The following is a 12059-nucleotide window of genomic DNA, read 5'->3' as shown; positions in this document are numbered from 1 at the left end:
TTTTATAAGTCATGGAAAACGCTGACTTTTCCTTTTTGCTGATTTTGTGTACAAGAATTGGGTAAGCCGCGATTGGGGTTAGACAGAAAACAAGCCGTATTGAATAGAGAGGGTGATATGACAGCAGCGCCGCTTTGGTTGATTCAGAACGTACGCCTGGCAGACCGCGACAGCCTGTGGCAAATAGCCATTGATAAGGGCCGCTTTGGCGCGATCACGCCGATGGGGGAGGCGCACGATGAAAGCTACGAGGTATTGAACGCTCGCGGCGGGCTAGCGATCCCGCCTTTTATCGAGCCGCATATCCATCTGGACACCACCCAGACGGCCGGCGAGCCGAACTGGAATCAGTCCGGTACTCTGTTCGAGGGGATTGAGCGCTGGGCGGAGCGGAAAGCGCTGCTCAGCCATGAGGACGTCAAAGCCCGGGCGTGGAAAACCCTGAAGTGGCAGATCGCCAATGGCGTGCAGTTTGTCCGCACTCATGTCGATGTTTCCGATCCCACGTTAACGGCGCTGAAGGCGATGCTGGAGGTCAAACAGGAGGTGGCGCCATGGGTTGAGTTACAGATTGTCGCTTTTCCACAGGAGGGGATCCTCTCTTACCCCAACGGCGAGGCGCTGCTGGAGGAGGCCCTCAAGCTGGGGGCGGACGTCGTCGGGGCGATCCCGCATTTTGAGTTCACCCGTGAATATGGTGTGGAATCGCTGCATATCGCCTTCCGTCTGGCGCAGCAATATGACCGCCCACTGGATATTCACTGCGATGAAATTGACGATGAGCAGTCGCGCTTTGTTGAAACCGTTGCCGCGCTGGCGCTGAAAGCGGGGATAGGGCCGCGGGTAACGGCCAGCCATACCACCGCTATGCACTCCTATAATGGCGCTTATACCTCGCGTCTGTTCCGCTTGCTTAAGCTCTCCGGCATCAACTTTGTCGCCAATCCGCTGGTGAATATTCATCTGCAGGGCCGGTTTGACGACTACCCGAAGCGACGGGGCATTACCCGGGTGAAGGAGCTGTTGGCGGCGGGGATCAACGTTTGCTTTGGTCATGATGACGTCTTTGACCCGTGGTACCCGCTGGGAACCGGCAATATGCTGCAGGTCCTGCATATGGGGCTCCATGTTTGCCAGCTGATGGGCTACCAGCAGATCAACGACGGCCTGCAGCTTATCACCGACAACAGCGCCCGCACGTTTGGCCTCGAGGATTACGGCATTGTCAGCGGCAATCCGGCTAACCTGATCATTCTCCCGGCGGAGAATGGCTTTGAGGCCGTCCGCTGCCAGGTGCCGGTGCGCTGGTCAATTCGCCAGGGAAGGGTGATCGCGACCACCCAGCCGGCGCAAAGCTGGATCCAAACTGACCGCGGTGGCGAGGAGCTTTCTTTTATGAGGAACAGCCCCCTTGCGGATGCAAAGGGGCCGAAGGCTTAGTGAGACGCCGCCTGAGCGTTGTTCTGGCGATGACGGGAGACGAAGCCGAGGATAAAGCACATTACGAATACCACGGCATAGAGGCCGTTAGCGGTGTGCAGCGCGGCCAGGGGACCGCTGGCCGCCACAATCGGGCCGGTGACCACGAAAGTGAGCATGGTGCCGATGGTGCCGCAGGTGAGGATAAAGTTCACCAGCTTCGGCGAAGCGACCCGCGTCTGCTGCGAACCGAGCGTAATGATTGAGGTGTAAATGGCGCTGGAGAAGAAGCCCAGGGTCAGAATAAACCACGGCATATGCTCCGGCGAACCATTGATAAACAGGTACATCAGCACCGTCGCGAGCCCGGCGAGGACGGTTAAGATACGCTGCAGGTCGAAGAAGCGCAGGATGAAGCTGAATGACCACATGCCGATCATGTAGGACATCCAGAAATCGCTCACCAGTTTACCGGCGTCGCCGAGGCTCATGCCCAGGCTCTTCGCATATTCCGGTACCCAGGAGATAAAGCCCAGCTGACCGAGGATGTAGCACAGCGCCGCAACGGAGAGGAACAGTACGCCAATGCCCCACTTCTCTTTCACCACCGGCTGGCTGTTTTCGCTCTGGGCTTTTTTGCCCAGCACCGGAAAATCACAGCCGAAAGTCAGGACGAAAATGGCGACATACACCAGACCAATACAGGCGTAGACCCAGTACCACTCGATGCTGCGCGCCAGCAGGACGGCGGCGACCATCGGGAAAATCATGCCCGCCATGCTAAAGAAGGAGTCGGTAAACAGCAGACGCGCCCCGCGCTGACGGCCTTCATACATATGGGTGATCAGGAAGGTCCCGATCGACATGGTGATCCCGCTCACCAGGCCAAGAACGAACATTGACGCGGAGAACAGCGCCAGGCTGTGGCTGAGCATCAGGCCGGCCACCGCCAGCACCATCAAAATAAAGCCAAAGCGCAGCTGAGTTTTCAGCGGCACGATTTCCATCAGCCAGGCATTGAGGAAGATGGAGATAAGAATACCGGCGTTCAGAAAGGTAAAGGTGTTGCTCATACTGGAAACGGGCAGATGGAAATAATCCGCAATGTTACCCATCACCATCCCGGTGACGATCACCAACGCGCCGGTCAGGGCGTAGGAGAAGAAGCTGATCCATGTGAGCTTAATACGGTTGCTGTTAGTCATGACTGGCCTGTGAATAGAAAGGTAAAGCGCGTTGACGCTGCGCCGGGCGGACAGATTTTATTCGTTCAGGTGATGTAATTAAATGTTTATTGTGAAATAGGTTATCTTTTGCATGTTTTAATGTGATCTGCATCACGCTTGTTCGCTGCAAAGGAGATCGTTTGCGCGGTTACAATTATTACAGCTAAGTAAAATTTGGTAAAAGGCTGGCCCAGGATGCAAAGGCTCTTTAGAATCAAGGCACTCGCTTTTATTCTGCTCCGTTAAGGAATTTCCATGCTCAAATCAACACTGGCGGCGATGGCTGCCGTTTTCGCTATTTCAGCGTTCTCCCCGGCCATGGCGGCAAAGGGCGATCCGCATGTGCTGCTGACCACTTCGGCAGGTAACATTGAGCTTGAGTTAAACAGCCAGAAAGCCCCGATTTCCGTGGATAACTTCCTGAAGTACGTCAACAGCGGCTTCTACAACAACACCACCTTTCACCGCGTGATCCCGGGATTCATGGTGCAAGGCGGCGGCTTTAACGAACAGATGCAGCAGAAGCAGCCTAACCCGCCGATCAAGAATGAAGCAGACAACGGCCTGCGCAACACCCGCGGCACCATCGCGATGGCGCGCACCGCCGATCAGGATAGCGCCACCAGTCAGTTCTTCATCAACGTGGCGGATAACGCCTTCCTCGACCATGGCCAGCGCGACTTTGGCTATGCGGTATTCGGCAAAGTGGTGAAGGGGATGGATGTTGCGGATAAGATCTCCCAGGTCCAGACCCATAACGTTGGTCCGTACCAGAATGTGCCGACCAAACCGGTCGTTATCCTCTCTGCGAAAGTGCTGCCCTAATCCTCCCGCGGCGCGGTGGTCTATCGCCGCGCCCGGTCGCCTCCCGGCATAACCTGAAATTGCTGCTTATACTTGTGGCACACAGGGGACGATAAGGGGGGCGACGATGCGTCCACTCACCGATAAGCAAAAATCCCGACTCTGGGAACAGACACGCAATACCAATTTTCAGGCCAGCCGTCGCCTTGAAGGCGTGACGGTGCCGCTGGTTACGCTGACTGCCGAAGAGGCGCTGGCGCGTCTGGCGACGTTGCGGAGGGAGTATGAGCGATAAATTCGGCGATGAACGCGATCCTTACCTTTATCCGGCGCTGAACGTGCTGCGCAACCGTCTCGGCATCCGCCAGGCTAAAAATCTGCAGCAGGCCGCCTTTGAGATGACAGCGCTGCGGGCGGCCACTCTGCCGCTGGGCCCGCGGGTGCGCGGCTTACCCTATTTGTGCGCTATTCATCATCAGTTGTATCAGGATCTGTTTGACTGGGCGGGCCGCTTGCGTGAAGTGAACCTCTACCTGGGCGATACGCCGTTCTGCCACTTTGCCCGGATCGAGGAGGAGGGGAATGCCCTGATGCAGGCCCTTGAGCAGGAGGATTATCTCAATGGCCTGCCGCGCGATACCTTCATCGAACGCCTGAGCTGGTTCTATGGTGAAATTAATGTGCTGCACCCTTTTCGTCTTGGCAATGGCCTGACCCAGCGTATTTTCTTTGAACAGCTGGCGATACATGCCGGCTACCTTCTTAACTGGCGTGACGTTGACCCCGCCGGCTGGAGTGCGGCCTGCCAGCAGAGCGCGATGGGCGATCTGGCCCCGCTGGTGGCGATCTTTCGCAAAGTGGTAAGCGAAGCGCGGGAATCTGAGTAGAATAGCCCGGTTTTGATTGTTCCGGAGCCGCTATGATCCTGCTTATCGATAACTATGACTCTTTCACCTGGAATCTGTATCAGTACTTCTGCGAACTGGGGGCGGAAGTGCTGGTCAGGCGCAACGATGCGTTGACGCTAGAGGAGATAGCGGCGCTGGCGCCGGAGAAAATCGTGATCTCGCCAGGCCCCTGCACGCCGGATGAGGCGGGGATTTCCCTCGCGGTTATCCGCCACTATGCGGGGAAAACGCCGCTGCTGGGCGTCTGTCTCGGGCACCAGGCGATCGCCCAGGCGTTTGGCGCGACTATCGTGCGGGCGGCCCAGGTGATGCATGGCAAAACCTCGCTTATCGAGCATAACGGCGAAGGGGTGTTTCAGGGGCTGAATAATCCCCTGACGGTGACCCGCTATCACTCGCTGGTGATTGACCCGCCGACGCTCCCGTCCGAGTTTAACGTCACTGCCCGCAGCGCCAGCGGTGAGATTATGGGGATCCGTCACCGCGAATGGGATCTCGAGGGCGTGCAGTTTCATCCGGAAAGCATCCTCAGCGAGCAGGGCCATCAATTGCTGGCCAACTTTTTGAAACGGTGATTTTCAGTTGCTATTGACTGATTTTTTATGCATATTTTGTGATTAGATTATCATAATCGCATCTGCGTAACGAAGAGGGATGGGTAAGACATGGCAACTGAACAACCGGCAATCACCCGCGCCACATTCGATGAAGTTATTTTGCCAATTTATGCACCGGCAGAATTCATCCCGGTGAAGGGGAAGGGCAGCCGCGTCTGGGATCAGCAGGGGAAAGAGTATATCGATTTCGCCGGCGGTATCGCGGTGACGGCGCTTGGCCATTGCCATCCGGCGCTGGTGGCGGCGCTGCATCAGCAGGGCGAAACGCTGTGGCACACCAGCAACGTCTTTACCAATGAGCCGGCGCTGCGTCTGGGACGTAAACTTGTCGAGGCTACCTTCGCCGAGCGCGTGGTGTTTATGAACTCCGGCACCGAAGCCAATGAAACGGCCTTTAAGCTGGCGCGTCACTATGCGGTGACCCGCCATAGCCCGTATAAAACCAAAATCATCGCCTTCCATAATGCCTTTCATGGCCGCTCCCTGTTTACCGTTTCCGTCGGCGGTCAGCCGAAGTATTCCGATGGTTTCGGCCCAAAACCGGCGGATATTGTCCATGTTCCCTTCAACGATCTGCAGGCGGTAAAAGCGGTGATGGATGACCACACCTGCGCGGTGGTGGTGGAGCCGATTCAGGGCGAAGGCGGCGTGACGGCGGCCACGCCGGCTTTCCTGCAGGGACTGCGCGAGCTGTGCGATCAGCACCAGGCGCTGCTCGTCTTTGATGAAGTACAGTGTGGTATGGGGCGTACCGGATCGCTGTTCGCCTATATGCACTACGGCGTGACCCCGGATATTCTGACCAGCGCCAAAGCGCTGGGCGGCGGCTTCCCGGTCAGCGCCATGCTGACCACCCACGAGATCGCCAGCGCCTTCCATGCGGGCTCCCATGGCTCAACCTACGGCGGCAACCCGCTGGCCTGCGCGGTCGCCAACGCCGCCTTCGATCTGATCAATACCCCGGCGGTGCTGGATGGCGTGAGCGCGAAGCGCGAACTGTTCGTCAAACACCTGCAGCGGCTGGATGCCGAGTTTGATCTGTTCAGTGATATACGCGGGATGGGCCTGCTGATCGGCGCGGAACTCAAGCCGCAGCACAAAGGCCGCGCGCGTGATTTCCTCTATGCCGCGGCCGACGCCGGCGTCATGGTGCTCAACGCCGGGCCGGACGTGATGCGTTTTGTTCCCTCGCTGATCATCGACGAGCAGGATATTACTGAAGGGATGGCGCGCTTTGCCCAGGCGGTGGCAAAGGTGATTAACGGTTGATCTTCCGCAGCCAGATGCCATGGTGCGGCCGCTGACGCCATGCCACTGACGAAATGGTGTGCATGGTGTTCAGATGGCCCAGAATGCGTTGCAGATGCTGCTCCAGGGTGCTTAACGGACCGATCGGCACCTCGCTTTCCGGCGACTCCATAATATTGGCATCCCCTGCGCTGCCGGGACCATCGCTGTCCAGCCGCTGCTGGCAGCGCTGCAGCGCAATCTCACAGGATTCGAGATAGCGCTGGGCAAGATCCGGGGTCAGCATCGTATGCTCCCGGGCCAGGGTGGTCATAGCGTTGATGTGTTCGACGATAAACTGGCTGTGCGTCACCCACAGCTTCATATCTTCCAGATAGTGGGTATTAAACCCGGGTTCCTGCATCGCCTGATTCAGGGAGTTGTAGAGCGCGTTGTGCGCCTGGTTGACGCGCATGCGTTGATAGGCCAGCGCGGGGGCTTTTGGATCGGCGCTGAGGATCAGGCGAATTGCCTGCTGGTCGGCCTCCAGCGCATCGTGGGCGTTTTTTTTCAGCAGGCCGCTTTGCCACTGCGGCCACAGCCAGACCATCCCGCCGAAGGCAATCAGGCAGCCGATAAGGGTGTCGATCAGCCGGGCGATAATAAACTGTTCGCCGTTAAGCGTCAGCAGCTGCAGGGTATATACCGCCGTCACCGTAAACCCAACCATCGCCCAGCCATAGTGTTTGCGAATGATCAGATAGCTGAGCAGGGTAATCAGCAGCATCCCGCTCAGGGTGTAGCTCTCCGGAACGTGAAAATGCAAGGTCAGCCCGGCGATCGTCAGGCCGGCGAGCGTCCCCGCCGCCCGGTGAACAATACGCACCCGGGTGGCGCCATAGCCGTTCTGGGTGACGAAAAGCACCGTCATCAGGATCCAGTAGGGCTTAGGCAAGTGCAGGGCGTTGCCCATCAGGCTGGCGACGCTCAGCATCACGCTGATGCGGGCGGCATTGCGCAGCGCGGGCGATTTTAGCGACAGGTAGTTCTTTAGCGCGGGCAATAGCGGTAAACGACGCTCTTTGTCGGCCATCAGGTCCCGGGCATACAGCGGGCGCTGGGTATGCAGCACCCGGGCGATGCGGCTGAAGTGCCAGGCGCAGAAGTGGCCGACCGGGTTATCCGGATGTTGTCTGGCGATCTTTTCCAGAGCCTCGATCTGTTTATCCATCTGAAAGCGCTTTGGAAAGCGATGATAGAGCATGTCATCCGCCAGCACGCGCAGGCGGGCGGCGACGGTCTGCGCGTTCCAGCGGATCACCGCTTCGGCATGGCTGCGTTCCACCAGCTTTTGCACCTCTTCCGGCTGATGCAGGCTGACCGAAATATGCTCCTGCAGATCCAGCCCCATCTGAAACGCCCGCAGCAGGCGCTTATGATCGTTGCGTTGGTTAGCGGCCAGCATATGCATCTGCTGATAGCACTGGGTAATCAGATCGACCACTTTCTGCTGGCGGGTGAGCAGCGGCGGCAGGGCGGTCGAGGGATCGGTATGCTGGGTCAGCAGGCTGTATTTGGCTTCACAGTAGTCCGCCAGCTCCCGGTAAAGCAGGCTAAGCGACTCCCGTAGCGGCTGTTCGCGCCACAGCCAGAACCAGAACCAGTTAAACACGCCGTACCACAGCGTGCCGAAGGCGTAGATCAGCAGCGGCTCCCAGATGGGCATATTGCCCGCCAGGCTCAGGGTAAAGATGGCGGCGATCAGCGACGCGGGCAGCAGCCGCGCGTGCAGCGAACTGATCTCCGCGGTAACGCCGAGCAAGAGCGCCAGGCCGCTGAGAATAAACGGCAGGGGTATCGCCTGGGCAAGCAGCAACTGCACCACCAGACTGCATCCGGCAAACAGGCAGCCGCCGATAATCAGGCGTTTGAAAAAGCGCTTATGCGGGGTATCAAGACCGGCAATGTTGCAGCAGGCGGGGACTAAGGAAAATAACAGCCCCTGCTGGAGATGGCCGAGCAGAAGACCGATGGCCACGGGCAGACACAGCACCAGCGTTTGCCGCAGTGCATAGTTGACTTCCGGGTGGTAAATCAGCCTGCGCCACATTAGGGAAAAACAAAAACGGCGTACTGCGGGAGCAATACGCCGCTTAGCAACTTAACGGGTGCCGTAGACGACGATGGTTTTACCGTGCGCGGAAATCAGGTTCTGATCTTCCAGCATTTTCAAAATACGACCAACGGTTTCACGAGAGCAGCCGACGATCTGACCAATTTCCTGGCGGGTAATTTTAATTTGCATACCGTCCGGGTGGGTCATGGCATCCGGTTGCTTCGCCAGGTTCAGCAGCGTCTGGGCGATACGGCCCGTCACGTCGAGGAAGGCGAGGTTGCCCACTTTCTCAGACGTGACCTGCAGACGGCGAGCCATTTGCGAAGAGAGACGCATCAGAATGTCCGGGTTCACCTGGATCAGCTGACGGAATTTCTTATAAGAGATTTCGGCCACTTCACATGCGGTTTTCGCCCGTACCCAGGCGCTACGCTCCTGACCCTCTTCAAACAGGCCTAATTCACCGATGAAATCGCCCTGGTTGAGGTAGGAGAGGATCATCTCTTTACCTTCTTCATCCTTGATGAGTACAGCCACGGAGCCTTTAACGATGTAGTACAGCGTTTCTGCTTTTTCACCCTGGTGGATCAGCGTGCTCTTTGATGGGTACTTATGAATGTGGCAATGAGACAAGAACCATTCAAGGGTAGGGTCTGTTTGCGGTTTGCCAAGCACCATGCGCGGTTATCCTCTGTTATAAGCTATCTCCGGGCGCCGACACTACACGGCGTCCGGGCATGCAATCGTATTGTTTCCCTATACCTGGGAAGCTGGCTGATGATTTTTCGACAGCCCGTAATGTGAACTCCTCTGCATACATGCAGTACATCAATGTATTACTGTAGCATCCAGACTGTTTTAGCATAGCTTTCGCCGCATGTCTCCTGGTGTCTCGCTTCAGCATGACGCAGGTCGCCTTCCGTTGCGAGAATTGTTATGTGCGCGTAATCTGACAGGAATATTGCGATACTGGAGTTAAATTTTATGCAAGCGCGTGTGAAATGGGTAGAAGGGTTAACCTTTATCGGGGAGTCCGCATCGGGACACCAGATTCTGATGGATGGCAACTCCGGGGATAAGGCTCCCAGCCCGATGGAGATGGTGCTGATGGCGGCGGGCGGTTGCAGTGCGATCGATGTGGTCTCCATTCTGCAAAAAGGTCGTCACGACGTGACCAATTGCGAAGTGAAGCTGACCTCCGAGCGTCGCGAAGAGGCTCCGCGTCTGTTCACGCATATTAATCTGCATTTTATCGTCACCGGCAAGGCGCTGAAAGATGCCGCGGTCTCCCGGGCGGTGGACCTGTCGGCAGAGAAATACTGCTCGGTGGCGCTGATGCTGGAAAAAGCGGTGAACATCACCCACTCCTATGAAGTGATCGAGGTGTAGTCTTCGCCTGCCGTTGTATCGAATCTCAACCCCGGCCAGGCCGGGGTTTTTTGGTTAGCCTATCTTACGGCCTTCCATCAGGCGCTCGACCAGCGGCGTCATGATAAGCTCCATCGCCAGCCCCATTTTACCGCCCGGCACCACCAGGGTGTTCATGTGCGAGATAAACGAGCCCTGCAGCATCGCCAACAGCCAGGGGAAATCGATATTCTGCAGATTGCGGAAATGGATCACCACAAAGCTCTCGTCCAGCGAGGGGATCGCTTTGGCGGCAAACGGGTTGGAGGTGTCCACCGTCGGCACGCGCTGAAAGTTGATATGGGTGCGGGAAAATTGCGGCGTAATGAAGTTGATGTAATCTTCCATCGAGCGGACGACCGAGTCCATCACCGCCTCCCGGGAGTGGCCGCGTTCGCTGGTGTCGCGAATAAGCTTTTGGATCCACTCGAGGTTAACGATAGGCACCACCCCGACCAGCAGGTCGACATGGCTGGCGACATCATGTTGCGGCGTTACAACCCCGCCGTGCAGCCCCTCATAGAACAGCACGTCTGTCGGCTCCGGCAGCGGCTGCCAGGGGGTAAAGGTCCCCGGCACCTGATTCCACGGCACGGCTTCGTCATAGGTGTGGAGGTATTTCCGCGACTGACCTTTGCCGTGGCGACCATAGTCGACAAAGGTCTGCTCCAGCAGGCCGAAGTCGTTCGCCTCCGGGCCAAAGTAGCTGATATGTTTACCCTGATCCCGCGCCTTACGGATCGCCATGTCCATTTCCGGGCGGGTGTAGCGATGAAAGCTATCGCCTTCCACCTCCGCGGCGTGCAGGTTTAGCTGCGCGAAGATTTTGCGAAAGGCAAGGCTGGTGGTGGTAGTGCCCGCGCCGCTGGAGCCCGTGACGGCGATCACCGGATGTTTGGCAGACATAACAACTCCCTGGTTAAACGATGTAGTGGCGTCGCCTTAGCCGTTAAACAGCGCGCGCGGCATAATATTGACCGTCTCATGCAGTTCCGACCACACAAGGACCGCCTCTCCGCGTTTCAGCTGCTGTTTTACATCGGCGACTTTATCGGCAAGTGAACGTTCATGTTCACCATAATCGGTGCCTTCACGTAACACAAAGCTTTCAATCAGGTTATCCAGCGTTTCGGGATCCAGATCCTGCCAGGGAATAATCATACGGGAACCTCCAGCCAGCGGTTTAACCAGTCGGGAATGCGTCTTTCCAGCCACATCTCCGGTTTACGCAGAGTGCCGCTGACAAAGCCAACGTGGCCGCCTTGCTCGGTCAATTGATACTCTACGTTCGCGGGCAGTTGCTCCTGCGGCGGAATCGAGTGGTGATCCATAAACGGATCGTCTTTCGCGTGAATGATGAGCGTCGGCTTAGTGATATCGCTGAGCCGCGGCATGGCGCTGCATTGCCGGTAATAATCCAGCGCATCGGCAAAGCCATGGATTTTGGCGGTGATCATATCGTCAAATTCCCGGATGCGGCGCATCCCTTTGAGCTGGCGTAAATCGACGGGCAGCGAGCCCGGGTACGCTTTCAGCTTGCGTGAAGCGTTGGCTTTTAACAGATTGAGCAGATAGCGCTGATAAACCCGCGAGAAGCCCTTATCCATATGATAGCTGCAGGCTTCGAGCATGAAAGGCGCGGAGACGATCACCGCCGCATCCAGCGGGCAGCGGTCGCCTTCCTCTGCCAGCAGGCAGCCCAGCATATTGCCGCCCAGCGAATAGCCGACGGCCGCGGTCGGCGCGGGACCAAACTCGCGCTTCAGCCAGTGCAAAAACCAGGTGCCATCTTCCGTTTCGCCGGAGTGATAGATGCGGTGATTGCGGTTAGGTTCGCCGCTGCAGCCGCGGAAATGCATCACCACGCCCAGCCAGCCGCGCTGCATCGCCGCGTGGATCAGACCATGGGCGTACGGGCTGTGCAGACTGCCTTCCAGGCCGTGAAAAACGACGAGGCGCGGCTTATGGCGCGCCTGGTGCGGGTCTTCGCTCCAGGCCAGATCGACAAAATCGCCGTCCGGCAGCTCAAGGCGCTGCCAGTGCGGGGTAAAGCGCAATTTACGGCGAATCAGCCGCGGCAGCATGGTTTGCAGATGACGATTGCCCACGCCGCGCATCGGATGGAACTCACGCGAATCGTTTTCGGGGGACGTCATGTCTGTGGGGATGATTTCAACCATAGCACCAGAACAATTAATAAACGTGATGATGACTATACCGCGCAGGGCATGCAGGGGGTTAGCCAATATGTGGTCTTGCGGCCAGTGACGCCAGCTTACAGCAAAAACAAATCATTGATGTCGCTGATGGCCAGGCCATGAAGAGGGCAGAAACC

General features: G+C 57.4%; 13 protein-coding genes. 7 read left to right on the top strand and 6 right to left on the bottom strand.

The features are described from left to right. The first annotated feature begins 117 nt into the window (after window positions 1-117). Window positions 118-1440: a cytosine deaminase gene (locus KHQ26_RS06200; protein WP_020804864.1), complete on the top strand. Its 1323-nt coding sequence runs from the start codon at window positions 118-120 to the stop codon at window positions 1438-1440. On the opposite strand, the gene tsgA is transcribed toward KHQ26_RS06200, so the two are convergent. Next, the gene (gene tsgA, locus KHQ26_RS06195) at window positions 1437-2624 is read right to left on the bottom strand and encodes an MFS transporter TsgA (protein ID WP_002920240.1); all 1188 of its coding nucleotides are present in this window, start codon (window positions 2622-2624) and stop codon (window positions 1437-1439) included. The genes KHQ26_RS06200 and tsgA overlap by 4 nt on opposite strands. A gap of 276 nt (window positions 2625-2900) precedes the next feature. On the opposite strand from tsgA, the gene ppiA reads away from it, so the two are divergent. The 5 genes from ppiA to argD all read left to right on the top strand — a co-directional run bounded on the left by ppiA (window position 2901) and on the right by argD (window position 6243). Then, window positions 2901-3470, top strand: a complete 570-nt coding sequence (gene ppiA / locus KHQ26_RS06190; RefSeq protein WP_002920238.1) for a peptidylprolyl isomerase A — start codon at window positions 2901-2903, stop codon at window positions 3468-3470. A gap of 106 nt (window positions 3471-3576) precedes the next feature. Next, the gene (locus tag KHQ26_RS06185; RefSeq protein ID WP_002920231.1) at window positions 3577-3744 is read left to right on the top strand and encodes a YhfG family protein; all 168 of its coding nucleotides are present in this window, start codon (window positions 3577-3579) and stop codon (window positions 3742-3744) included. Next, a complete protein-coding gene (locus tag KHQ26_RS06180) occupies window positions 3734-4336 on the top strand; it encodes a putative adenosine monophosphate-protein transferase Fic (protein WP_004181446.1) in 603 nt (200 codons plus the stop codon). Before KHQ26_RS06185 ends, KHQ26_RS06180 begins: the two co-directional genes overlap by 11 nt. Before the next feature lie 32 nt (window positions 4337-4368). After that, window positions 4369-4932 (top strand): aminodeoxychorismate synthase component 2, encoded by a 564-nt coding sequence (gene pabA, locus KHQ26_RS06175; protein WP_002920229.1) that lies wholly within the window; start codon window positions 4369-4371, stop codon window positions 4930-4932. Between the two features lie 90 nt (window positions 4933-5022). Further along, window positions 5023-6243, top strand: coding sequence for a bifunctional acetylornithine/succinyldiaminopimelate transaminase (gene argD / locus KHQ26_RS06170; protein WP_004174049.1), 1221 nt, complete (start codon window positions 5023-5025; stop codon window positions 6241-6243). On the opposite strand, the gene KHQ26_RS06165 is transcribed toward argD, so the two are convergent. Both KHQ26_RS06165 and crp read right to left on the bottom strand, forming a co-directional pair. Next, entirely contained in the window at window positions 6233-8311 is a 2079-nt protein-coding gene (locus tag KHQ26_RS06165) for a YccS/YhfK family putative transporter (RefSeq protein WP_004213494.1), read from the bottom strand. The genes argD and KHQ26_RS06165 overlap by 11 nt on opposite strands. 51 nt (window positions 8312-8362) lie before the next feature. Continuing rightward, entirely contained in the window at window positions 8363-8995 is a 633-nt protein-coding gene (gene crp, locus KHQ26_RS06160) for a cAMP-activated global transcriptional regulator CRP (protein WP_000242758.1), read from the bottom strand. 306 nt (window positions 8996-9301) lie between these two features. Between crp and KHQ26_RS06155 the strand changes: the two genes are divergently transcribed. Next, window positions 9302-9706, top strand: a complete 405-nt coding sequence (locus KHQ26_RS06155; protein WP_049124848.1) for an OsmC family protein — start codon at window positions 9302-9304, stop codon at window positions 9704-9706. 54 nt (window positions 9707-9760) lie between these two features. On the opposite strand, the gene KHQ26_RS06150 is transcribed toward KHQ26_RS06155, so the two are convergent. Genes KHQ26_RS06150 through KHQ26_RS06140 form a run of 3 tightly spaced genes read right to left on the bottom strand, consistent with a single transcriptional unit; the run spans window position 9761 to window position 11880 of the window. After that, entirely contained in the window at window positions 9761-10630 is an 870-nt protein-coding gene (locus KHQ26_RS06150; RefSeq protein ID WP_002920153.1) for a phosphoribulokinase, read from the bottom strand. Between the two features lie 36 nt (window positions 10631-10666). Further along, window positions 10667-10885 (bottom strand): YheU family protein, encoded by a 219-nt coding sequence (locus tag KHQ26_RS06145; RefSeq protein WP_002920151.1) that lies wholly within the window; start codon window positions 10883-10885, stop codon window positions 10667-10669. Then, a complete protein-coding gene (locus tag KHQ26_RS06140) occupies window positions 10882-11880 on the bottom strand; it encodes a hydrolase (RefSeq protein ID WP_075204414.1) in 999 nt (332 codons plus the stop codon). The genes KHQ26_RS06145 and KHQ26_RS06140 overlap by 4 nt, the downstream gene beginning before the upstream one ends. Between the last annotated feature and the right edge of the window lie 179 nt (window positions 11881-12059).

This window comes from Klebsiella sp. 10 (genome assembly GCF_018223925.1).
Taxonomy (GTDB): domain Bacteria; phylum Pseudomonadota; class Gammaproteobacteria; order Enterobacterales; family Enterobacteriaceae; genus Klebsiella; species Klebsiella pneumoniae.
Note: the sequence above shows the minus strand (reverse complement) of the source record. Positions and strands in the feature narration are given on the sequence as shown.